We start from the raw sequence: 22,232 nt of genomic DNA, 5'->3' as shown, positions 1-22,232 counted from the left end.
CATGTCCGAAACGCAATCCTCCGCCCCTCCGGCGCCTGTCGCCGAAATGACAGCAGACGGGACCGCCGGCGGCGCAGTGCTGGCCGGTGAGGCCGCAGCGCGCCCGAAGCGGCGGCCGGCCGACATCGGCCGCGGCGTCGAGATCATCCGCGAGCATCTGAAGACCCTGCCGCAGACGCCCGGCGTCTACCGCATGCTGGCGGGCGACGGGGCGGTGCTCTATGTCGGCAAGGCGCGCAACCTGAAGCGCCGGGTGACCAACTACACCCAGGTCGGCAAGCTGCCGGTCAGGCTCCAGCGCATGGTCGCCGAGACCGAGACGATGGAGTTCGTCAACACTCACACCGAAGTTGAGGCACTGCTTCTCGAATCGAACCTGATCAAGAAGCTGATGCCCAGGTACAACGTGTTGTTGCGGGATGACAAGACCTTTCCGCACATCATGATCACCAAGGACCACGATTATCCGCAGCTGACCAAGCACCGGGGCGCGCGTGGGCGGGACGCCGACTATTTCGGGCCCTTCGCTTCGGCCGGCGCCGTGAACCGCACCATCACGGCGCTGCAGCGCGCCTTCCTGCTGCGCAACTGCGCCGACACCGTCTTTGCCAGCCGCACCCGGCCCTGCCTGCAATACCAGATCAAGCGCTGCACCGCGCCCTGCGTCGGCCGTGTCACCCCGGCGGAATACCAGGCGCAGGTCGGCGAGGCGCGCGCCTTCCTGTCGGGCAAGAGCCGCGACATCCAGACTGAATTCGCCGGGAAGATGATGGCGGCCTCCGACGCCATGGATTTCGAGGCGGCGGCGCGCTACCGCGACCGGATCCGGGCGCTGACGGCGATCCAGGCACACCAGGACATCAATGTCGAGGGGGTGGTGGAGGATGCCGACGTCATTGCCGCCTATGCCGAGGGCGGCGTGACCTGCATCCAGGTCTTCTTCTTCCGCGGCGGGCGCAACTACGGCAACCGCGCCTATTTCCCCAGCCACGACAAGTCGGCGGAGACCGACGAGGTGCTGTCGGCCTTCATCGCCCAGTTCTACGAGAACAAGGCCGCCCCGCCGCTGGTGCTGGTCAGCCACGCCCTGCCGGAGCTGGAGCTGCTGACCGAGGCGCTGGCGGTGCGTGCCGGCCAAAAGGTGGAGCTGGCCGAGCCCAAGCGCGGCGAGAAGCGCCGGCTGATCGAGCATGCGCTGACCAACGCGCGCGAGGCGCATGGCCGGCGGCTGGCCGAAAGCTCGTCGCAGGCGCGGCTGCTGGAGGGGGTGGCGGCGGCCTTCGGCATGGACGCGGCACCGGAACGGGTGGAGGTCTACGACAACTCCCACATCCAGGGGGCGCACGCGATCGGTGGGATGATCGTCGCCGGGCCGGACGGCTTCATCAAGAACGCCTACCGCAAGTTCAACATCCGCACCGAGGGGGCGGCCGGCGACGATTTCGCCATGATGCGCGAGGTGCTGACCCGCCGATTCGGCCGCGCGGTGAAGGAGGATCCGGAACGCAGCCTGGGCAGCTGGCCCGATCTGGTGCTGATCGACGGCGGGCTGGGCCAGCTGAACGTCGCGCTGGAGGTGTTCGCCGAGCTGGGGATCGATGACGTGACGCTGGTCGGCATCGCCAAGGGACCGGACCGCGACGCCGGCCGCGAGCATTTCCTCATGGAGAACCGGCCGCCCTTCCAGATGGAGCCGCGCGACCCGGTGCTGTATTTCCTGCAGCGGCTGCGCGACGAGGCCCACCGCTTCGCCATCGGCACCCACCGGGCCAAGCGAACCAAGGCCATCGGCAAGTCACCGGTCGACGAGATCGCCGGAATCGGGCCGGCGCGGAAGAAGGCGCTGCTGCATCATTTCGGCAGCGGGGCGGCGGTGGCGCGCGCCGGGCTGGCCGATCTGGAATCGGTGGAAGGGATCAATCGCACCGTTGCGAAAAAGATATACGATCACTTCCATCCCGATGGTTAGAATGCAGGCACCGGCAATCGGGCGGGGTCCCCAGGGGCGCCGCGCAGCGACATCCTCAAGCGGTTCGAGTTTCCCGTCATGCTGACCAGTCTGCCCAACCTGCTGACCCTGTCGCGCATCGCGGTGATCCCGCTGGTCGTCGGGCTGTTCTATGTGCCGGAAGCCTGGGCCGCCTATACGGCCTGCGCGCTCTATGCCGCGGCCTGCATCACCGACTGGTTCGACGGCTATCTGGCGCGCGCCTGGGCGCAGGAAAGCGTGATCGGCAAGTTCCTCGACCCGATCGCCGACAAGCTGCTGGTGGCGGCGACGCTGATCATGCTGGCGGGCTTCCACCGGCTGACCGGCCTGTCGATCCTGCCGGCGGTGGTGATCCTGCTGCGCGAGGTGCTGGTGTCCGGCCTGCGCGAGTATCTGGCCGGCCTGCATGTCGGGGTGCCGGTGACCTGGCTGGCGAAATGGAAGACGACGATCCAGATGATCGCGCTGGGCTTTCTGATCGTCGGCGATTATGGTCCGCCGAACCTGCCGGTGACCTTCATCGGCATCGTCGGGTTGTGGATCGCCGCGGCCCTGACCTTCTACACCGGGTGGGATTACATGCGCGCCGGGTTGACCCACATGATGGCCGAACAGCCGGCGAAGCCGCCTGCCGCCCGGTCCGCCCGCAGCGCCGGCTGAGAGTTTCCGACATGAAGATATTCGGGCTGACCGGCTGGAGCGGCAGCGGCAAGACCTCGCTGCTGGTCCGTTTGATTCCGGCCCTGACCTCCCGCGGCCTGCGGGTGTCGACGGTGAAGCACGCCCACAAGGGCTTCGACATCGACCATCCCGGCAAGGACAGCCACAACCACCGTCTGGCCGGCGCCACCGAGGTGCTGGTCAGCTCGCCGCTGCGCTGGGCCCTGATGCATGAGCTGCGCGACGGTGAGCCGGAGCTGACGCTGGACCAGTTGCTGACCAGGGTCGCGCCTGTCGACCTGCTGCTGATCGAGGGGTTCAAGCGCGAGCCCCACGAGAAGATCGAGGTCTGGCGCGCCGAGGTCGGCAAGTCGCTGATCGCCCCCGACGACCCGACCATCGTCGCGGTGGCCAGCGACGGGCCGGTGCCCGGCTGCCCGGTTCCGCTGTTCGACCTGAACGACGCGGAGGCGGTGGCGGCCTTCATCGTGGAGCGCTGCGGGCTGGGGTGAGGCGGTGTCGCCCGGTAAACCGTCCATCAGGCTCGCCATCTTCGATTTCGACGGTACGCTTGCCGACTCGTTTCCCTGGTTCATGGCGGTGCTGAACGGCGTCGCCGACCGCTACGGCTTCGACCGGGTGCGGGCGGAGGAGGTGGAGCGGCTGCGCGGCTACGACGCCCGGCAGATCATGCGGCACCTGCGGGTTCCCGGCTGGAAGCTGCCCTTCATCGCCGGCCACATGCGGCGGCTGATGGCGCGCGACATCGACGGCATCCGGCCGTTCGACGGGGTGCCGGAGATGCTGCGGGCGCTGGACGGGAGCGGCGTCACCATCGCCATCGTCAGTTCCAACTCGGCCGCCAACGTCCGGCGGGTGCTGGGCCCGGAGGCGGCGGGGCTGGTCGCCCACTATGGTTGCGGGTCGTCGCTGTTCGGCAAGGCCGCCAAGTTCCGCCGGATGCTGCGGCTGACCGGTATCCCGGCGGCTGAGACCATCGGCATCGGCGACGAGGTGCGCGACATCGACGCAGCCCGTGCCGCAGGCATCGGCTGCGCGGCGGTCACCTGGGGCTATGCGCGGGCGGATGCGCTGGCGGCGCGGAACCCCGACCGGCTGTTGACCCGCGTCGAGGACATCGCCGGGCTGTTCGGCGGTTAGAGGGCCGTTCCTTTTCCCTCTTCGCAGCCGGCGCCGCGACGGACTAGAGTGCGGCCATGGTGCAACTCGACAACGACTGCTTTGCCTTCGGCGGGCCGATGATGGCGCTGGATCCGGCGCTGGCGTTGCTGGCCGGCCGGATCGCCGCGGTGACGGCGACCGGGACGGTGCCGCTGACCGGGGCGCTGGGCCGCGTGCTGGCCGCCAATCTGGTGGCGCCCTTCAATGTGCCGCCGCACGACAATGCCGCGGTGGACGGCTATGCGGTCGCCTTCGACGACCTCGCCGCCGGCGGGGCGACGATCCTGCCGGTCACGGCGCGGGTCGCCGCCGGCCGGTCGCTCGGCCGCCCGGCGGTGCGGGGGGAGGCGGTGCGCATCTTCACCGGTGCGCCGATGCCGGCCGGGATGGACACCGTGTTCATGCAGGAGGACTGCCGGAGCGACGGCGCATCCGTCACCCTGCCGGCCGGCATCCGGCGCGGGGGGAACCGCCGGCTGGCCGGCGAGGATGTCCGCGAGGGTTCCATCGTGCTGACCGCCGGGCGTCGCCTGCGACCGGAGGACATCGCGCTGGCCGCCTCGCTCGGCCATGCGGCGCTGGCGGTGCGCGAGCGCCTGCGCGTCGCCGTCTTCTCGACCGGCGACGAGTTGCGGCAGCCGGGGCAGCCGCTGGAGCCCGGCGCCGTCTATGACGCCAACCGCTACGCCTTGGTCGCGCTGCTGACCCGGCTGGGCTGCGCCGTCACCGACCTCGGCATCCTGCCCGACCGGTTCGAGACGATCCGCGATGCGCTGGCGTCGGCGGCGGAGGACCATGACGCGATCATCACCTCCGGCGGCATGTCGACCGGGGAGGAGGACCACGTCAAGCCGGCGGTCGAGGCCAATGGACGGCTCGATTTCTGGCGGCTGGCGATCAAGCCCGGCCGTCCGGTGGCGCTGGGGCGCGTGCGCGACGCCGTCTTCGTCGGGCTGCCCGGCAACCCGGTGGCGGTGGTGGTGACTTTCCTGCGCATCGCCCGGCCGATCCTGCTGCGGCTGATGGGGGCGCTGGAGGAGGCGCCGCGGCCAGTCCCGGTCCGCGCCGGCTTCGCCCACAAGAAGAAGTCCGGCCGGCGCGAGTTCCTGCGCGGGTCGCTGACGCGCGACGGGGACGGTGCGCTGGTCGCCAGCAAATACCCGCGGGACGGGGCGGGCGTCCTGTCGTCGCTGGTCGACTCCGAGGGACTGATCGAGCTGCCGGAGGATCTGGCCCATGTCGAGCCCGGCATGACCGTCGATTTCCTGCCCTTCAAAGAATTCCTGTAGCAGAGGTCGCGTGATGAAGATTCTCTATTTCGCCTGGCTGCGCAGCAAGATCGGCGTGCCGACCGAGACGGTCGAGCTGCCGGCGGAGGTCGACACGGTGGGCGCGCTTGTCGACTGGCTGAAGACCCGCAGCCCCCGCCATGCCGACGCGCTGGCGAACAGCAAGGTGGTCAAGGTGGCGGTCAATCAGGAGCATGTCCCCTACGACCATCCGATCTCCGCGACCGACGAGATCGCGCTGTTCCCGCCGGTGACGGGGGGCTGAGACCATGACGATCCGCGTCCAGGCCGGGGATTTCGACGTCGGCGCCGAATATGCCGCCTTCACCGCCGGCCGCACCGGCGTCGGCGGCGTGACGATGTTCGTCGGGCTGGTGCGCGACATCGCGGGCGGCGAGGCGGTCAGCGCGATGACGCTGGAGCATTATCCCGGCATGACCGAACGGCAGCTGGAGGCGATCGAGGAGGAGGCGCGGCGGCGCTGGCCGCTGGACGACGTGCTGGTGATCCACCGCCATGGCCGGCTGGAGCCGGGCGACCGCATCGTCATGGTCGCCACCGCGTCGGCCCACCGTGACGCCGCCTTCGATTCCTGCCGCTTCCTGATCGACTGGCTGAAGACGAAGGCGCCCTTCTGGAAGCTGGAAGCGACGCCCGACGGCGAGCGCTGGGTCGAGGCGAAGGACAGCGACGATGCCGCGGCGGCGCGGTGGGCGGAGTAGGGCTGCGCTGCCGTCCGTTTCTGGCTGTGCCCTCAGGCGTGGCCGGCTTCGCCTGACAGCATGGAGACGCTGACCCCGAGCTTGCCGATGGCGCGTTCCCACTTGGCGTCGAGCTCGGTGTCGAACAGCAGCTTCTCGTCGCAGGGAACGTTCAGCCAGCCGTTGGCCTGGAATTCGGCGTCGAGCTGGCCCGGCCCCCAGCCGGCATAGCCGAGCAGGAGCAGGGTGCGGCGCGGGCCGCGGTCCTCGGAAATGGCGCGCAGGATGTCGATGGTCGCGGTCAGCGCCACCTCGTCGTCCACCAGCAGCGTGCCGTCGCGCACATAATCGGTGGAGTGCAGGACGAAACCGCGGCCCGATTCGACCGGGCCGCCGTAATGGACCGGCAGGTTGTTGGACGGCTGCGGGATGTTCATGTCGAGCTGTTCCAGCAGATCCTCGAAGGTGATCGAGCCGAACAGCCGGTTCACCACCAGCCCCATCGCGCCATCCTCGCTGTGGGCGCAGACGTAGATGACCGTGCGCTGGAAACGCGGATCCTCCATGCCCGGCATGGCGATCAGCAGCTGGCCGGTCAGCGATTCCGAGGCCTTGGAGACCGGAGACTTGGTCAGGCGCGGCATGGGCGAGTATCCTTGTCGTCGGTCCGGTGCGGATGCCCGCCTCCGGCCCTACGGTCGGTTGTGGTTGGCGTTCTGGCGACGCTTTTGCCGGAGTGTGACAGCACCGGCCGAGTTTTGTCACCTGGATATGAGCTATCATATAGGATGCCGGGGACACGGATGCGCCCCTTCCAGGGATAGAGAACAGTGCGCGCGATGAAAAGACATGCCTTCGTCCTTGTGTTGTTGCTGACCGTCCTGGCCGGCGGCACGAGCCCCGTCCTGGCGCAGGATGGCGTCGGGGCCTGGACCAAGGCCGGGCCGGTCGAGGCGCGGCTGGTCTCCGCAGTGCGCGGCACCGGCGAACTGGCGGCGCTGCCGCTCGGGCTGGAACTGCGGCTGGAGCCGGGATGGAAGACCTATTGGCGTTCCCCCGGCGATGCCGGATTCGCGCCGCGCCTGGACTGGAGCCGGTCGGCCAACCTGACCGGGGCGACCCTGTCCTATCCGGCGCCGCACCGCTTTTCCGTGCTGGGATTCGAGACGGCCGGCTATGACGGCGCGGTGCTGTTCCCGCTCCAGGGCGTGCCGGCCGCGGCAGGCAAGCCGGTCGATCTGGCGCTGACCGCGGAACTGCTGGTCTGTTCGGACATCTGCGTGCCGCAGACGCTCGATCTGGCGCTGGCGCTGCCGGCCGGGCCGGCGGACCCGTCGGACGCCGCGAACGACATCGCCCGCGCCCAGGCCCTGGTGCCGAAGGGGCCGAACGGGCTGCTGCGGATCGACGCGGTGCGGGCGACGGGCGGCACGCTGGAGGTCGAGGCGACCGCGGTCGACGGCTTCGTCACGCCGGACCTGTTCGTCGAGACCGAGCCGCCGCTGACCTTCTCCGCCCCCAAGACGGTCTTTTCCGACGACGACCGTCATGTCCGCCTGACGCTGACGGTGACCGATCCGCAGCCGGGCCTCGATCTGGCCGGAAGCGCGATGACGCTGACCCTGGTCGACGGCGACAAGGCGGTCGAGGTGCCAGCAACCGCGACGGCATCCCCGGCGGCCGGCAGCGGTGCGGCGGTTCCCGCCGGTGCCGGGCTGGCGGCGATGCTGGGGGTGGCGCTGCTGGGCGGGCTGATCCTGAACCTGATGCCCTGCGTGCTGCCGGTGCTGTCGCTGAAGCTGATGTCGGTGGTCAAGCAGGGCGGCCGCGCTCCCGCCGCGGTGAGGGCCGGTTTCCTGGCAAGCGCCGCTGGTATCCTCGCCTCCTTCCTGCTGATGGCGTCGGTGCTGGTCGGGGTGAAGGCGGCCGGCGGGGCGGTCGGCTGGGGCATCCAGTTCCAGCAGCCGCTGTTCCTGGTCTTCATGGTCGTGCTGGTCACCCTGTTCTCGGCCAACCTGTGGGGGCTGTTCGAGGTTCCGCTGCCGCGGTCGCTGGCCGACCGGCTGGGCGGCGAGGGGCTGGCCGGGCCGTTCGCCACCGGCATGTTCGCCACGCTGCTGGCGACCCCCTGTTCGGCGCCATTCCTCGGCACCGCGGTCGGCTTCGCGCTGTCGAAGGGGCCGGTCGAGGTCTATGCGATCTTTGCGGCGCTGGGCGTCGGGCTGGCTCTGCCCTATCTGGCGGTGGCGGCGTGGCCGCGGGTCGCCGGCTGGCTGCCGCGGCCGGGACGCTGGATGGCGACGCTGAAGACCGTCCTGGGCGTCGCGCTGATGCTGACGGCGCTGTGGCTGCTGTCGGTGCTGACGGTGCAGATCGGCGAGGTGGCCGCCGCCACGGTCGGGCTGCTGATGGCGGCGCTGGTGCTGGCGCTGTGGATCGGGCGGAGCGCCAGCGGCGCGGCGGGCAAGGCCGGTCCGGTCCTGGCCGGCGCGCTGGCCGTCGTGGCCTTCGCCATGCCGGCGGTCGTCGGCCCGCCCGCCGGTGCGGCGCCGGTGGCGGATGCGTCCAAGGCGCGCTGGGTGCCGTTCGTCGAGGCGACCATCCGCGAGCATGTCGCCGCCGGGCGCACCGTTTTCGTCGACGTGACCGCCGACTGGTGCATCACCTGTCAGGCGAACAAGAAACTGGTGCTGAACCGTGGCGCGGTGGCGACGCGGATGGAGGATGCGGCGGTGGTCCCGATGCGTGCCGACTGGACCCGCCCGGACGCTGCCATCGCCAAGTTCCTGGCCGATCATGGCCGCTACGGCATCCCCTTCAACATCGTCTACGGCCCCGGTGCGCCGGAGGGCATCGCCCTGCCGGAACTGCTGAGCGACGGCGCGGTGCTGGAGGCCCTGGACAGGGCGGCGGGGAAGGTGGCGGGCAAGGGAGCGAATGGGGCGTCCTGACCGGCGATCCGGCCCGGCCAGGCACGGCCCGGTGCGGTTTCGGGGAAAAGTCCTATGGTCGTTCCGGCTATTCTGCGCTAACAGGGCGCCTCCGGGAGACCCTCCCGCGCGACGAGGACGATGATGGACGATCAGATGAACTGCCCGCAGTGCAACTCCGAACATGCCTACAATGACGGAAGCCTGTGGAACTGCCCGGAATGCGGCCACGAGTGGAATCCCGAAGCCGCCGGTGCGGCCGGGACGGAGGCCGCCGCCGAGCCGGGCGTGCGCGATGCCAACGGCAACATGCTGAGCGACGGCGACAGCGTGACGGTGATCAAGGATCTGAAGGTCAAGGGGTCGTCGCTGGTGGTCAAGGGCGGGACCAAGGTGAAGAACATCCGTCTGGTGGACGGGGCCGACGGCCACAACATCGCCTGCAAGATCGACGGCATCGGCGCCATGAACCTGAAGTCGGAGTTCGTGAAGAAGGCCTGACCCGTTCGCCGGGGCCAACCGTATGGGGCACCAACCGTGCCTTGCGGCCATCCGCCGCGGGGGATAGAAGGGTGACAGGGCCGGGCTCCGCGACGGGGGCCGGCCCGACCCAAAAGACAGCCCCCAAAAAAACGGGAAGGGTTTAGAGACGATGAGCATCCAGGTTGGCGATACCATTCCGTCCGTCACGCTGAAGCGGCTGACCGACAACGGCATGCAGGAAGTGACCACGGACGAGCTGTTCAAGGGCAAGAAGGTCGTCCTGTTCTCCGTCCCCGGCGCCTTCACCCCGACCTGCTCGGCCAAGCACCTGCCGGGCTTCGTCCAGCAGGCCGACGCGCTGAAGGCCAAGGGCGTCGACAGCATCATCTGCCTCGCCGTCAACGACCCGTTCGTGATGCGCGCCTGGGGTGAGAAGGGCGGCGTCGGCGACAAGGTCGTCATGCTGCCGGACGGCAACGCCACCTTCACCGCGGCGCTCGGCCTGACCATGGACGGCTCCGCCCACGGCCTGGGCACCCGCGGCCAGCGCTTCGCCCTGGTGGCGGAAGACGGCAAGGTCACCCATGTCGCCGTCGAGGCCCCGGGCAAGTTCGAGGTGTCGTCGGCCGAAGCGGTGCTCGAGCAGGTTTGAGGTCAGATCTCTCCCTCTCCCGTTCCGGCTGGAGAGGGAAGGGAGATTACGTCCGCGCCCGCACGTCGGCCACGCCGCGCCGCGCCAACTCGTCGGCGCGTTCGTTCTCGGGGTGGCCGGCGTGGCCCCGGACCCAGTGGAATTCGATCTCGTGCTGTCTCTTCGCCTCTTCCAGGCGCTGCCACAGATCGACGTTCTTCACCGGTTTCCGGTCGGCGGTCAGCCAGCCCTTGGCCTTCCAGCCATGGATCCATTTGGTGATGCCGTTCTTCACATATTCGCTATCGGTGAACAGCCGGACCACGACCGGCTTCTTCAACGCCTCCAGCGCCATGATGGCGGCCATCAGTTCCATGCGGTTGTTGGTGGTCGCCGGCTCCCCGCCATACAGCTCCTTCTCGACCTCGCCATAGCGCAGGATGGCGCCCCAACCGCCGGGACCGGGATTGCCGCTGCAGGCGCCGTCGGTGAAGATGTCCACTGTCCGGCGGCCGGGCATGTCGTCCGTCATCGGGTCAGGCTCCGGCCGCGTCTGAATCGTCGAGGAAATAATCGCCGAGCCCGCGCACCGTCTGGTGGAAACGCAGCTTGCGCAGATATTCCAACGGATCCTTCGGCCGGACGAAGGCGCCCGGCGGATGGTTCAGCCAGTCGTAGAGGCGGGTCAGCAGGAAGCGCATCGCGCTGCCGCGGCAGAGCCAGGGCAAAGCGTCCAGCTCGGCCCGCGACAGCGGCCGGACCTTGCGGTAGTTGGACAGCAGCAGCCGCGCCTTGGTGGCGTTGAACGACCCGTCGATCTCGAAGCACCAGGCGTTGATGCAGATCGCCACGTCGTAGGCCAGGAAGTCGTTGCAGGCGAAATAGAAATCGATCAGGCCGGACAGGCTGTCGCCGCGGAAGAAGACATTGTCCGGGAACAGGTCGGCATGGATGACGCCCGCCGGAAGGCCGGCCGGCCAGTTGGCTTCCAGTGCCGCCAGCTCGGTTTCCAGCGTCTCGCGCAGGCCCGGCGCCACCTCGTCGGCACGGGGCGCCGACCTGGCGAAGAGATCCTTCCAGCCGGGCAGGGCCAGCGCGTTCGGCCGCTCCATGCGGAAATCGCCGACCGCCAGATGCAGGCGGGCCAGCGCCTCGCCAAGCTGGGCGCAATGCTGCGGCGTGATGCGGCGCGGCCACATGCCGGCCAGGAAGGTGACGATCACCGCCGGACGACCGCACAGCTCGCGCAGGGCCACGCCGTCGCGCGCCGCCACCGGCAGCGGACAGGCGATGCCCTTCTCCGCCAGATGCTCCATCAGGCCGAGGAAGAAGGGCAGATCCTCCTTGCGCGTGCGCTTCTCGTAGAGGGTCAGGATGTAGGGGCCGCGTTCGGTCACCAGCAGGAAGTTGGAATTCTCCACCCCCTCCGCGATGCCCTTGCACGACAGCACGGCGCCCAGATCGTACTGGGCGGCGAAGCTGCTGAGATCCTCGTCGGTGACTTCGGTATAAACGGCCATGATGTCCTGCGCCTTACCGGGATTCTGCCCGGCGGTCAATTTCTGGGGTGATCGGCTCGTAATATTCCGGGCCGAACCCGGCCAGCCGGCGGCTGGCGACGTTGAAGGGGCGCTTCAGCCCGCCGCGGAAATGGCGGCCGACCAGCTCCTGCCACAGCGCCACCGGCTCCGCCCCGCGTTCGGCGCAGAGATGGACGAACCAGCGTCGGCCGGCGGCGACATGGCCGATCTCCTCGTCATGGATGGTCTGGAGCAGGTCGGCGCTCTCCCCGTCGCCGAAGTCGCGCAGGCGGCGCACGGTGTCGGGGGTGACGTCGAGCCCGCGTGCCTCCAGCACCATCGGCACCACCGCCAGCCGGGCGGCGAGGTCGTGCGCGGTCTCCGTCGCCGCCTGCCACAGCCCGTCATGGGCCGGCAGCTCGCCGTAGGAGGAGCCCAGCGCGTTCAGCCGCGTCTCCAGCATGCGGAAATGCCGCGCCTCGTCGTCGGCGACCTGGACCCAATCGTCGGTGAAGCCCCTGGGCAGGCCGAGCGGGGCGAAGCGGGCGACGATGTCCCAGGCGAGGTCGATGGCGTTCAGTTCGATATGGGCCAGCGCGTGCAGCAGGGCGATGCGGTTCTGCGCGCTGCCGCCGCGCCCGCGCTTGGGCATGTCGCGCGGCAGCTTCAGCTCCGGCCGGTCGGGCCGGGCCGGGCGGTCGGGGGGCGGGGCGGGCACGTCGGGCGCCAGCAGGCCGTCGCGCCACGCGGCGGCGAAGCCATGGGTCAGGCGCACCTTCTCCAGCGGCGCCGCGGCGGCCAGGACCACGGTCGCCGCATCGCCGAGGCAGGAAACGGCAGGCGTCATTTCCAGCCGTAGGCCACGAAGTTCGGGTTCAGGATGTCGGCCTTGCCGTAGACGAGCGGCGTTCCGTCCGGCTGCTCCACCCGGCCGCCGGCACCGATCAGCACGGCATGGCCGGCGGCGGTGTCCCATTCGCTGGTCGGGCCGAAGCGGGGATAGAGGTCGGCCTTGCCGCTGGCGACCGTGCAGAATTTCAGCGAGCTGCCGCAGGACACCCGGTCCTTGACCGTGTACTTGGCCAGGAAATCCTCAAGCACCGACCCGCTGCCGTGCGAGCGGCTGGCGACGACGGTCAGCCCGTCGGCCGGCGGGTTGCGGACGCCGATGGCGTGGTCGTGACGCCCCTCCGCGCAATGCACGGCGGTGCCGGGGCCGGCGGCGGCATAGAGGTCGCCGGTGGCCGGCGCATAGACGACGCCCAGCACCGGTACGCCGTTTTCGATCAGGGCGATGTTCACCGTGAACTCGCCGTTGCGCGAGATGAACTCCTTGGTGCCGTCGAGCGGATCGACCAGCCAGAACCGGCCGCCGGAGATGTCCGGCCGATGTCCGGCCGCCGCAGCCTCCTCCGCGACCACCGGCACGCCGGGCATCAGGTGGTGCAGCGCCGGCAGGATCACCGCTTCGGCGGCATGGTCGGCCTGCGTCACCGGGCTGCCGTCGACCTTGGTGGCGACGTCGATGCCGTCGTTGTAGAAGCGCAGGATGACCTGACCGGCCTCATGGGCGATGGTGCGGACCGTCGGCAGCAGGCTCGCCACAGCGGCGTCGGGCATGGGGTCGTCTCCTATGGTATGAGGAGGCAGCATATCGTGCCCGGTGGCGGGCCGGAAGCTTTTGAACGGGTGTGGAAGGGAGAAGGCGGATGACGGGTGAGCTTCGTGATGCGCGATGGCGTGCGATGACCGCGGCCGATCTGGACCGGGTGCTCGCCATCGCGGACATCGTGCATCCGGACTATCCGGAGGACCGTGCCGTCTTCGAGGAGCGTCTGGCGCTCTATCCCGCCGGCTGCCGTGTGGCCGAATGCCGCGGGGAGGCGATCGGCTACGGCGTGATGCATCCGGGGCGGCTGGGTGTCCCGCCGCCGCTCGACTCGCCGCTGGGGGATGTGCCGGCGGATGCAGACTGCCTCTATCTGCACGACATCGCGCTGCTCCCCGCGGCCCGCGGCAGCGGGGCGGGGGCGGCGGTGCTGGCCTACGCCCACGGGCTGGCGGCACGGGAGGGCTGGCGGTGGCTGGCCCTGACTTCGACGCCGGCGGCACGGAGCTATTGGGACCGGGCGGGGTTCACGCCCTACCGTGACGGCGGCGCGGCGCTGGCGGCCAAGCTGGCGAGCTATGGCGGCGGCATGAGCTACATGACGGCGGCGGTGACGTCCGGATGATGCCCGCGGAGACGCTTCAGGCCACCAGCCCGGCGAAATCCGGCTCGCTCACCACCGCCCGGAAGGCCGGTCTGGCGAACAGGTAGCCCTGCATCAGGGTGACGCCGAGGTCGCGCAGGGTCTTCGCCTCGTCCACCGTTTCGATGCCCTCGGCGATGGGCGTGATGCCCAGGTCGCCGCACACCGCGAGGATCGCCTTGACGATGCTGCGCCGGGCACGGTTGGCGTCGATTCCGCGGGTCAGCTCCATGTCCAGCTTGATGATGTCGGGCTGGAATTCGGCGAGCAGGTTGAGGCCGGAATAGCCGGAGCCGAAATCGTCGATGGCGGTCAGGAAGCCCTGGCGCCTGTATTCGGTGAAGATGCCTTTCAGATGGTCATGGTCGACCACCCGCTCGTTCTCCGTCACCTCGAAGATGATGCGATCGGTGGGAAAACCGGTGCGGCGGGCGGCGGCGAGCGTCGCCCGGATGCAGGCCTCCGCCTTGTAGACGGCGTTGGGCAGGAAGTTGATCGACAGGCGGGCACCGCCCATCGGCAGCTCCGATGCCAGTTCGATGGCCTTGATCCGGCAGGACTGGTCGAAGGCATAGCGGTTGGCGTCGGTCACCTGTCCCAGCACCCAGCCGGCACCCTGGCCTTCGGTTCCGCGCACCAGCGCCTCATGCGCCCACACCTGCCCGGCCGCGATGTCGACGATGGGCTGGAAGGCCATCGTGAAGTCCATATCCAGCCGCTCTGCACATTGTCCGCCACACCCACCGTCACCGAACGCCATCACCTTGCCTCTGTCCGCTAAGATCGCTGCCTTCAGATAATGATAACATGCACTGGTTTAACCCGACGGAGGTGAGGCAAATGCCGCACCGTCGGGTTAAGGCTTCTTTCTATGCCACCAGCCGGCTTTCGGCATCGCGGATCGCCGTCCACACCGCCTCGGGCGTCGCCGGCATGTCGATGTGGGTGATGCCGAGATGCGACAGCGCATCGACCACCGCGTTGATGATGGCTGGCGGCGCGCCGATGGCTCCGGCCTCGCCGGCGCCCTTCATGCCCAGCATGTTGGTGGTGCTGGGCACGCTGTTCAGCTTCACCTCGATCGGCGGCATGTCGACCGCGCGCGGCATCTGGTAGTCCATGAAGGATGCCGTCAGCAGCTGCCCGCTGTCGGGATCGAACACCACGCGTTCCTGAAGCGCCTGACCCAGCCCCTGGGCGACACCGCCATGGATCTGGCCGATCACCAGCATCGGGTTGATCACGGTGCCGAAATCGTCGACGACGCTGTAGCGCAGCACCTCGATCACGCCGGTGGCGGGGTCGACCTCCACCTCGGCGACATGGCAGCCGTTGGGGAAGGTGCTGGCCGGCGGCGTCCAGCGCGCCATTTCCGAGAAGGCGATGCCACCGGTCCCGCTTTCCGCGGCCTTGGCGGCGACCTCCTTCAGCGTCACCGCGCGGTCGGTGCCGACGACGGCGAAGCGGCCGTCGGTGAACTCGATGTCGATTTCGGCGGTTTCCAGCAGGTCGGCGGCGACGGTCGTCGCGGCCTTCACCACCTTGGCCGCTCCCTCCGCCAGCGCCGAGCCGCCGACCGGGACGGAGCGGGAACCGCCGGTGCCGGAGCCCCAGCTGACGCGGTCGGTGTCGCCCTGGACCACCTCGACATCCTCCGGCGGCACCCCCAGCCGGTCGGCGAGGATCTGCTTGTAGGCGGTCTCGTGGCCCTGGCCGTTGGTCTGGGTGCCGATCATCAGCACGACCTTGCCGTCGCCATTGACCTGGACGGTCGCCTGCTCCGGCCCGCCGCCCGAACAGGCCTCGATATAGGTGGCGAGCCCGGCGCCGCGCAGCTTGCCGCGGGCCTTCGCCGCCTCCTTGCGGGCCGGCAGTCCGGCCATGTCGGACAGCAGCAGGCCGTCCTCCAGATTCTGCGCGAACTCGCCGGTGTCATAGACCTGGCCCATCGGCGTGGCGTAGGGCATGGCGGTCGGCGGGATGAAGTTGCGCCGCCGGATCTCCGCCGGGCCGAGCCCGGTGACGCGGCCGGCATGGTCGATCAGCCGTTCCAGCAGATAGGCCGCCTCCGGCCGGCCGGCGCCGCGATAGGCGTCCACCGGCTGGGTATTGGTGAAGACACCCTTCACCCGCACATAGACCGCAGGGGTCCGGTAGGATCCCACGAGCATCGCCGATCCGGCATCGGTCGGGATGAAGGGGCCGTAGTTGGACAGGTAGGCGCCCAGGTTGGCGACGGTATCGACCCGCAGCCCGAGGAAACGGCCGTCGGCGTCGAGCGCGAGACGCGCCTTGCTGACATGGTCGCGGCCATGGTCGTCGCTGATGAAACCCTCGATGCGGTCGGCGGCCCATTTGACGGCGCGGTTCAGCCGGCGCGCGGCGAACAGGCAGGCGACATATTCCGGGTAGTTGAACAGCTTCATGCCGAAGCCGCCGCCGACGTCGGTGGTCAGTACGCGGATGCGCTCCTCCGGCTCGTTGAGCATCTTGGCGAACTGCTTCTGCAGGCCGTGGACGCCCTGGCTGGTCACATAGATCAGCAGGCGGCCGGGAGCGCCGTCCGCACCGGATTCGACGCCGGCGAGGCAGGCGCGGCCCTCCATCGGGTTGGCGACGACGCGGTTGTTGACCAGCTCCAGCTCGACCACGCGGTGGGCGGCGGCAAATGCTGCGTCCACTGCCGCCTCGTCGCCGGTGTCCCAATCGAAGCAGAGGTTGTCCGGGGCCTCGTCCCACACCAGCGGGCGGCCGGGCTCCAGCGCCGCGAGCGTACCGGTGACGGGCTCACGGTCCTGGTAATCGACCATCACCAGTTCGGCAGCCTCGCGCGCGGCTTCCAGCGTTTCCGCCACCACCATGGCGACCGGGTCGCCGACATGGCGGACGAAGCCGCGCGCCAGCACCGGACGCGGGGTGCGGACATAGCGCGAGCCGTCGCGCTGTTTCAGCGCCGCCTGGCAGGGGATCATGCCGATCGTCTCGGCATCGAGGTCGGCGACGGTGTAGATCGCCAGCACGCCGGGCTGGGCGAGCGCATCCGACGCATCGACCGATCCGATGGCGGCGAAGGCGTGCGGAGAACGGACGAAGGCCGCATAGGCCTGGCCGGGCAGCGACACGTCGTCGGTATAACGGCCGCCGCCGGTCAGCAGCCGGGCGTCTTCGGTGCGCGGAACCGCCTGTCCGATGCCGAACTTCATGGGTGAACTCCCGCCTTCCGGTTCGATGCGTGCTCGATTGAGTGGGTGCCCTGCGAAGATAGGCTGGCCGGTGCCCCAGGGAAACCCCGACGGGCAGCATGGGTGACGGTTGTCCGCCGCAACGATGGTCCGGCCACCGGAATGGTCGGGCCTGTCGATGGTTCGCCGAAGCGGCTGGCGCAGCCGGCATGCAGGGGCCATATTGGGGGGCATGTGTGGACGCATGCTACTAACCACCCCAGTCAGCGAAATCCAGCGCCTGTTCGGCGTGCCGGAACGGCCGAACCTGATGCCGCGCTGGAACGTCGCCCCGACCCAGGACATCCCCGTCATCCGCCGCGAGGAGGAGGAAGGCCTGCCCGGCCGCCATCTGGCGCTGCTGCGCTGGGGGCTGGTGCCGCCCTGGGCCGACGACCCGTCCATCGGCTCGCGGATGATCAATGCGCGCGGCGAATCGGTCGCCGACAAGCCGGCCTTCCGCGACGCCTTCCGCAAGCGTCGCTGTCTGGTGCCGCTCGACGGATTCTATGAATGGACCAGTGTGGGGGAGGGGGCGAAGCCGCGCAAGCAAGGCCACATCATCCGCCGCCGCGACCGTGGCCTGTTCGCGCTGGCCGGACTGTGGGAGTGCTGGCGCGGTCCGAAGGGGGCGCCGCCCCTGGAGCCGCCGCTGGAAAGCGTGACGGTGGTGACGACGGCGACCAATGCCACCCTGTCCTTCCTGCACGACCGCATGCCGGTGGTGCTCGACCCCGCCGACTGGGACGCCTGGCTCGATCCGGCCACCCCGCTGCCGGTGGTGGAGGGGCTGATCCGCTCGGCTCCGGAGGATTGGCTCGACGTCGTGCCGGTGGGACCGAAAGTGAACAGCGTGCGCAACGACGACGCCTCCTGCCTCGACCCGCCCCAGGAGGTGGAGCGGGCCGAGGCAAAGCGGAAAAAGGCCGATGACCAGCCTAGCCTGTTCTGACGGGTGGACGCCGGTCGTGATGCTGGCGCTGTGTATCGCCTGGGCGGGACCGGCGGCGGCCCAGGGAAACCGGCCGACCAATCAGGCGGCGACCAATCAGGCTGCAAAAGGGCGCGGCCCGATCGCCAACACCCCGGACCAGACGATCAAGGGGGCGGCGATGGCGGTGGAGGGCGACCTGCTGACCGTCAACGGCACCCCCGTGCGGCTGATGGGCATCGACGCTCCCGATCCCGGGCAAAAATGCAAGAACCGCTACGGCCACGAACTGGATTGCTTCAAGGTCGCCACCGCGGTGCTCGCCAACATGGTGAAGGGCGAGGAGGTGACCTGCATCGTCACCGAGCAGGACCGGACCGGTGAGTTGAAGGGCGAATGCCGGGTGCGCGGCGTCGATCTGGGCGCGGCGATGGTGGCGCGCGGCTGGGCCTTCCAATATGCCAGCTTGTCGCCCGCCTATCAGAGAGGCGAGGCCTACGCCCAGAGCAAGCGGATGGGGCTGTGGGCCGGGCAGGTGGAGAAGCCCTGGCAATGGCGGTCGCGGCAAATCCGGGAGACGGCGCGCTGACGCCCAAAGACCGCAAGCTGACCGGCCGCCACCCCCATTTCCCATTCGCCGGATCCGCCGGCCGTGATAGGATCCGAACAGGAGGAAGAATCAAGAAAAACGATCCGAATCGGCAACTCCCCCCGGGGAGCCCATGGGGAGCAGAGTCACGGGCATGCTGGTTTACGAATGTGAACTGTTCGAGCTGGTTCCGGTCCTGCGCCGCTATGCGCGGGCGTTGACCGGCGCGACCGACCGCGGCGACGCGCTGGTGACGCGGTGCGTCGAGGCGGCGACGATGGCTCCGTCCCATTTCGGCTTCGACCGCGGCGGCGACAACGCGCGCCTGCCGCTTTATGCCCTGCTGAACCTGCTGTTCGACCGCTCGCCGGAAGAGTTCGGCCCGCCCGGCCGGCCACTGCCGTCCCCCCACCCGATCGAACGCGCGCTGGCGGAACTGGCCGAGCCGGACCGCCGCCTCTATCTGCTGACGGCACTGGAAGGGCTGAGCCCGCCGCAGGCGGCCAAGGTGCTGCAACTGCCGCGCGCCGAAGCGGTGGCGCGGCTGAAGACGGCCCGCGACCGTGTGCGCGCCGCCATGGTGCAGCGGGTGATGGTGGTAGAGGACAACGCCCTGCTGGCGATGGAGTTGGGCGAATTGGTGGCCGACATGGGCCATGTCGTCTGCGGCACCGCCGGCAACGAGCCGGAGGCGCTGGCCCTCTTGAAGGCGCAGAAGCCGACGCTGGCCCTGCTGGACGTCCGGCTGGCCGACGGCGGCAGCGGGATCGAGATCGCCCGCCGGCTGAAGCGCGTCCGCGACCTGCGCACCATCTTCGTCACCGCCTTCGACGACGACATCCTTGCGCTCGACGCCCGCCATCTCGGCCAGATCGTCCGCAAGCCCTTCACCAATGCCGGCCTCCAGGCCGCCATCTCTCGCGCCATCTTCATGCCGCAGCCGGTGGCGCTGGGCTGATAGTCCCGGCCTGATCCCAGGCATGTTCGATGAAAAAGGGACCGGCCGGCGTCCGGCGGTCCCTTTTTCAATGCGCAGCCTCGATGCAGCCGGTCAGACAGTGGTGCGGCGGCCGACGATCATGCGGTAGATGGCCAGGATGATGATTGCACCGACGATCGCGCCGATGAAACCCGCCCCCTCGCCCGGACGATACCAGCCGACGGCGGCGCCCAGATAGGTTGCGATGAAGGCACCGGCGATGCCGAGCAGGGTGGTGATGATGAAGCCGCCCGGATCGCGACCCGGCATCAGGAACTTGGCGACGATGCCGGCGAGAAAGCCGATGATGATCGTCCAGAGAATGCCCATGGTTGTCTTCCCTTCCGTTGCGGGACCGTCTTCCCATGCCCAATAACGGGCAAGGAGGCGTTTGGTTCTCCGCAACGGCGGATCTTTTGGGACGATGCTCCTTTCGAACGTCCGGACAAATCGGCCCGGAAGCGGTTTCAGCGCAGCGCGCGGATGTTGGCGGCGTACCGCTCCGGCCCGCCGGTGAAGGTGGCGGTGCCGGCGACCAGCACGTCGGCGCCCGCCTCCACCGCCAGCTTGGCGGTCTCGGGGTTGATGCCGCCGTCGATCTCCAGGTCGATCGGCTTGCCGATGGCGTCGATGCGGGCGCGCAGGTCGCGGATCTTCGGCAACTGGCTCATGATGAAGCTCTGGCCGCCGAAGCCGGGGTTGACCGTCATCACCAGCACGAGGTCGATGTCCTCCAGCACATGCTGGATGGCGTCGACCGGCGTGGCCGGGTTGAGCGAGACGCCGGCCTTCTTGCCCAGCGACTTGATCAGCTGGATCGTGCGGTGCAGGTGCGGCCCGGCTTCCGGATGGACGGTGATGATGTCGGCGCCCGCCTTGGCGAATTCCGGCACGAAGGCGTCCACCGGCGAGATCATCAGATGGACGTCGAAGATCTTGGCCGTGTGCGGCCGCAACGCCTTTACCACGCCGGGGCCGATGGTGAGATTCGGCACGAAATGGCCGTCCATCACGTCGATGTGGATGTAGTCGGCGCCGGCGGCGTCGACCGCGCGGACCTCCTCGCCCAGCCGGGCGAAATCGGCGGAGAGAATCGAGGGGGAAATCTTGACGGCGCGCATGTGGATGTCCTGGGGCAGAGGATGACGGGCGGCGATGCCTGGTTCCGCGCCATTCCTACCATGGGGCGGCGGCGCAAGTCATGGGATGAAGTGCGGTACCGACGGGACCGCCATCCTCCCCAAAGCGGCAGCCAGGGCATTTCCGCTTTACCGCAATCGCGAAGCGCTGTATCCGTAGAGATATAGATCAGGGCGTTGAACTTGCTGGAGGTGACGATGTTCGGTTTGCGTTTGGCCTTGGGTCGCCGGGATGGGTGCCGCGCGGTGGCGCGGGCGGTTTCGGTGGCCGTCCTGGGCTTCGGACTGACGCTGGCCGCCCCGGCGGCGATGGCGCAGGATGTGCTGGTGCTCGCCGCCGCCTCCACCAAGAACGCGGTCGAGAAGCTGGCTTCCCAGTTCAAGGCAAAGACCGGCATGTCAGTGACCTCGTCCTTCGCCGCGTCGTCGGCCTTGGCCAAGCAGATCGAGAATGGGGCGCCGGCCGACATCTTCATTTCCGCCGATCTCGACTGGATGGATTACCTGCAGCAGCGCAACCTGATCAAGGCCGACAGCCGCGTCAACCTGCTCGGCAACGAGCTGGTGGTGGTCGCGCCGAAGGGGTCGCCGATCAAGCCCGACCTGTCCAAGGGTGGCACGCTGGCGGCCCAGCTGGGCGACGGCCGGCTCGCCACCGGCGACCCGTCGAACGTTCCGGTCGGGAAGTACGCCAAGGCGGCGCTGGAGAAGTTGGGGCAGTGGACGGCCGTCGAGCCGAAGCTGGCGCGGGCGGACAGCGTACGCGCGGCGCTGGTGCTGGTCAGCCGCGGCGAGGTGCCGCTGGGCATCGTCTATCGCACCGACGCCGCCATCGATCCGGGTGTCGAGGTTGCCGCGGTCTTCCCGCCGGACAGCTATCCGGCCATCGTCTATCCGGCGGCGCTGACCGCCATCTCGAAGAGCAGCCACGCCGCCGCCTTCCTGGACTACATCAAATCGCCGGACGGCATGGCGGTTTGGAAGGAATTCGGCTTCGTTCCGGCGCCCAAGGCACCGTAAGCTCGGCGGCATGGATATCCTGACGCCGATGGAGACCACCGCGTTGCTGCTGAGCCTGCGTGTCGCGGGCGTCGCCATCGCGTTCGGGTTGCCGGTCGCCGTGCTCGCCGCCTGGGTGCTGGGGCGCTATTCCTTCCCCGGCAAGACCCTGTTCGACGGGCTGGTCCATCTGCCGCTGGTCCTGCCGCCGGTGGTCACCGGCTACATCCTGCTGGTGACCATGGGCACCAAGGGCGTGGTCGGCGGCTGGCTGTACCAGAGCTTCGGCATCAAGCTGATCTTCACCGCGGAAGGGGCGTCGCTGGCGGTGGCCGTGACCTCCTTCCCGCTGATGGTGCGGGCGATCCGGCTGTCGGTGGAGGCGATCGATGGCGGGCTGGAGGCGGCGGCGCGCACGCTGGGCGCCGGCCCGGTCGACCGCTTCTTCAGCATCCTGTTGCCGCTGATGGCGCCCGGGCTGCTGTCCGGCGCCATCGTCGCCTTCGCCGCGGCGATGGGCGAGTTCGGCGCGGTCATCACCTTCGTTTCCAACATTCCCGGACAGACCCAGACTCTGCCGCTGGCGATCTATGCCGCGACGCAGGAACCCGGCGGCGACGCGGTGGCGGCGCGGCTGGCGGCGATCTCCTTCTCGGTTGCCCTGGTGGCGCTGATGCTGTCGGAAGTCCTGGCGGGCCGGCTGCGCCGCCTGATCGGGCAAACCTGATGGAATGGC

The 22,232-nt window shown here is 69.1% G+C and carries 25 protein-coding genes; 16 read left to right on the top strand and 9 right to left on the bottom strand.

Translation table 11 applies throughout. The features are described from left to right. The first annotated feature begins 1 nt into the window (after window position 1). The 7 genes from uvrC (at window position 2) to moaE (ending at window position 5,843) form a co-directional block, all read left to right on the top strand. The gene (gene uvrC, locus AL072_RS12420) at window positions 2-1,969 is read left to right on the top strand and encodes an excinuclease ABC subunit UvrC (RefSeq protein ID WP_425388549.1); all 1,968 of its coding nucleotides are present in this window, start codon (window positions 2-4) and stop codon (window positions 1,967-1,969) included. Between the two features lie 78 nt (window positions 1,970-2,047). Beyond that, the gene (gene pgsA / locus AL072_RS12415) at window positions 2,048-2,650 is read left to right on the top strand and encodes a CDP-diacylglycerol--glycerol-3-phosphate 3-phosphatidyltransferase (protein WP_045580062.1); all 603 of its coding nucleotides are present in this window, start codon (window positions 2,048-2,050) and stop codon (window positions 2,648-2,650) included. A gap of 11 nt (window positions 2,651-2,661) precedes the next feature. Further along, window positions 2,662-3,162: a molybdopterin-guanine dinucleotide biosynthesis protein B gene (mobB, locus tag AL072_RS12410; protein ID WP_045580063.1), complete on the top strand. Its 501-nt coding sequence runs from the start codon at window positions 2,662-2,664 to the stop codon at window positions 3,160-3,162. Window positions 3,163-3,166: 4 nt separating this feature from the next. After that, window positions 3,167-3,811 (top strand): HAD hydrolase-like protein, encoded by a 645-nt coding sequence (locus tag AL072_RS12405; RefSeq protein WP_045580064.1) that lies wholly within the window; start codon window positions 3,167-3,169, stop codon window positions 3,809-3,811. Between the two features lie 56 nt (window positions 3,812-3,867). Continuing rightward, window positions 3,868-5,121: a molybdopterin molybdotransferase MoeA gene (locus tag AL072_RS12400; RefSeq protein WP_045580065.1), complete on the top strand. Its 1,254-nt coding sequence runs from the start codon at window positions 3,868-3,870 to the stop codon at window positions 5,119-5,121. Window positions 5,122-5,134: 13 nt separating this feature from the next. Further along, complete coding sequence (moaD, locus tag AL072_RS12395) at window positions 5,135-5,386, top strand: molybdopterin converting factor subunit 1 (RefSeq protein ID WP_045580066.1); 252 nt, start codon at window positions 5,135-5,137, stop codon at window positions 5,384-5,386. A 4-nt stretch (window positions 5,387-5,390) separates the two neighbouring features. After that, on the top strand, window positions 5,391-5,843 hold the full coding sequence (moaE, locus tag AL072_RS12390; RefSeq protein ID WP_045580067.1) for a molybdopterin synthase catalytic subunit MoaE: 453 nt from the start codon (window positions 5,391-5,393) through the stop codon (window positions 5,841-5,843). 32 nt (window positions 5,844-5,875) lie between these two features. Here the strand turns inward: moaE and AL072_RS12385 are convergent, their stop codons facing one another. Further along, window positions 5,876-6,466, bottom strand: coding sequence for a YqgE/AlgH family protein (locus AL072_RS12385; protein ID WP_045580068.1), 591 nt, complete (start codon window positions 6,464-6,466; stop codon window positions 5,876-5,878). Window positions 6,467-6,661: 195 nt separating this feature from the next. Here AL072_RS12385 and AL072_RS35985 point away from each other — a divergent pair, with 195 nt between their 5' ends. From AL072_RS35985 to AL072_RS12370, 3 genes are all read left to right on the top strand, one after another. Beyond that, window positions 6,662-8,773: a protein-disulfide reductase DsbD family protein gene (locus tag AL072_RS35985; protein WP_045580069.1), complete on the top strand. Its 2,112-nt coding sequence runs from the start codon at window positions 6,662-6,664 to the stop codon at window positions 8,771-8,773. 123 nt (window positions 8,774-8,896) lie between these two features. Further along, window positions 8,897-9,253, top strand: coding sequence for a zinc ribbon domain-containing protein YjdM (locus AL072_RS12375; RefSeq protein WP_045582249.1), 357 nt, complete (start codon window positions 8,897-8,899; stop codon window positions 9,251-9,253). 151 nt (window positions 9,254-9,404) lie between these two features. Further along, window positions 9,405-9,887 (top strand): peroxiredoxin, encoded by a 483-nt coding sequence (locus AL072_RS12370; protein ID WP_045580070.1) that lies wholly within the window; start codon window positions 9,405-9,407, stop codon window positions 9,885-9,887. A 46-nt stretch (window positions 9,888-9,933) separates the two neighbouring features. Here the strand turns inward: AL072_RS12370 and rnhA are convergent, their stop codons facing one another. From rnhA to cysQ, 4 genes are read right to left on the bottom strand one after another with little or no spacing between them, the layout of a single operon-like run. After that, complete coding sequence (rnhA, locus tag AL072_RS12365) at window positions 9,934-10,398, bottom strand: ribonuclease HI (protein ID WP_200909758.1); 465 nt, start codon at window positions 10,396-10,398, stop codon at window positions 9,934-9,936. A gap of 4 nt (window positions 10,399-10,402) precedes the next feature. Continuing rightward, the gene (locus AL072_RS12360) at window positions 10,403-11,386 is read right to left on the bottom strand and encodes a homoserine kinase (protein ID WP_045582251.1); all 984 of its coding nucleotides are present in this window, start codon (window positions 11,384-11,386) and stop codon (window positions 10,403-10,405) included. Window positions 11,387-11,399: 13 nt separating this feature from the next. Continuing rightward, window positions 11,400-12,233, bottom strand: a complete 834-nt coding sequence (locus AL072_RS12355) for a ferritin-like domain-containing protein (RefSeq protein ID WP_045580071.1) — start codon at window positions 12,231-12,233, stop codon at window positions 11,400-11,402. After that, entirely contained in the window at window positions 12,230-13,006 is a 777-nt protein-coding gene (gene cysQ / locus AL072_RS12350; RefSeq protein WP_045580072.1) for a 3'(2'),5'-bisphosphate nucleotidase CysQ, read from the bottom strand. Before cysQ ends, AL072_RS12355 begins: the two co-directional genes overlap by 4 nt. Before the next feature lie 89 nt (window positions 13,007-13,095). On the opposite strand from cysQ, the gene AL072_RS12345 reads away from it, so the two are divergent. After that, a complete protein-coding gene (locus AL072_RS12345; RefSeq protein WP_045580073.1) occupies window positions 13,096-13,620 on the top strand; it encodes a GNAT family N-acetyltransferase in 525 nt (174 codons plus the stop codon). 16 nt (window positions 13,621-13,636) lie between these two features. On the opposite strand, the gene AL072_RS12340 is transcribed toward AL072_RS12345, so the two are convergent. Both AL072_RS12340 and AL072_RS12335 read right to left on the bottom strand, forming a co-directional pair. Further along, window positions 13,637-14,347: an EAL domain-containing protein gene (locus AL072_RS12340; RefSeq protein ID WP_082108769.1), complete on the bottom strand. Its 711-nt coding sequence runs from the start codon at window positions 14,345-14,347 to the stop codon at window positions 13,637-13,639. A 160-nt stretch (window positions 14,348-14,507) separates the two neighbouring features. Continuing rightward, a complete protein-coding gene (locus AL072_RS12335; protein WP_045580075.1) occupies window positions 14,508-16,841 on the bottom strand; it encodes a xanthine dehydrogenase family protein molybdopterin-binding subunit in 2,334 nt (777 codons plus the stop codon). A 223-nt stretch (window positions 16,842-17,064) separates the two neighbouring features. Between AL072_RS12335 and AL072_RS12330 the strand changes: the two genes are divergently transcribed. From AL072_RS12330 to AL072_RS12320, 3 genes are all read left to right on the top strand, one after another. Next, window positions 17,065-17,811, top strand: coding sequence for an SOS response-associated peptidase (locus tag AL072_RS12330; RefSeq protein ID WP_052709848.1), 747 nt, complete (start codon window positions 17,065-17,067; stop codon window positions 17,809-17,811). Further along, window positions 17,789-18,379 (top strand): thermonuclease family protein, encoded by a 591-nt coding sequence (locus tag AL072_RS12325; RefSeq protein ID WP_045580077.1) that lies wholly within the window; start codon window positions 17,789-17,791, stop codon window positions 18,377-18,379. Before AL072_RS12330 ends, AL072_RS12325 begins: the two co-directional genes overlap by 23 nt. A 154-nt stretch (window positions 18,380-18,533) precedes the next feature. After that, on the top strand, window positions 18,534-19,337 hold the full coding sequence (locus tag AL072_RS12320) for a PhyR family response regulator anti-anti-sigma factor (protein ID WP_045580078.1): 804 nt from the start codon (window positions 18,534-18,536) through the stop codon (window positions 19,335-19,337). 93 nt (window positions 19,338-19,430) lie between these two features. Here the strand turns inward: AL072_RS12320 and AL072_RS12315 are convergent, their stop codons facing one another. Continuing rightward, a complete protein-coding gene (locus AL072_RS12315) occupies window positions 19,431-19,688 on the bottom strand; it encodes a GlsB/YeaQ/YmgE family stress response membrane protein (protein WP_045580079.1) in 258 nt (85 codons plus the stop codon). Between the two features lie 137 nt (window positions 19,689-19,825). Beyond that, window positions 19,826-20,479, bottom strand: coding sequence for a ribulose-phosphate 3-epimerase (rpe, locus tag AL072_RS12310; RefSeq protein ID WP_045580080.1), 654 nt, complete (start codon window positions 20,477-20,479; stop codon window positions 19,826-19,828). Window positions 20,480-20,695: 216 nt separating this feature from the next. On the opposite strand from rpe, the gene modA reads away from it, so the two are divergent. Together modA and modB are read left to right on the top strand one after the other, a co-directional pair. Continuing rightward, the gene (gene modA / locus AL072_RS12305) at window positions 20,696-21,517 is read left to right on the top strand and encodes a molybdate ABC transporter substrate-binding protein (protein WP_045582252.1); all 822 of its coding nucleotides are present in this window, start codon (window positions 20,696-20,698) and stop codon (window positions 21,515-21,517) included. Window positions 21,518-21,527: 10 nt separating this feature from the next. After that, complete coding sequence (gene modB / locus AL072_RS12300) at window positions 21,528-22,223, top strand: molybdate ABC transporter permease subunit (protein WP_045580081.1); 696 nt, start codon at window positions 21,528-21,530, stop codon at window positions 22,221-22,223. Window positions 22,224-22,232: the final 9 nt, after the last annotated feature.

It is taken from the genome of Azospirillum thiophilum, from assembly GCF_001305595.1.
In the GTDB taxonomy this organism is placed as follows: Bacteria; Pseudomonadota; Alphaproteobacteria; order Azospirillales; family Azospirillaceae; genus Azospirillum; species Azospirillum thiophilum.
The sequence above is the reverse complement of the archived record's forward strand: the minus strand, read 5'-3'. Positions and strand labels throughout refer to the sequence as shown.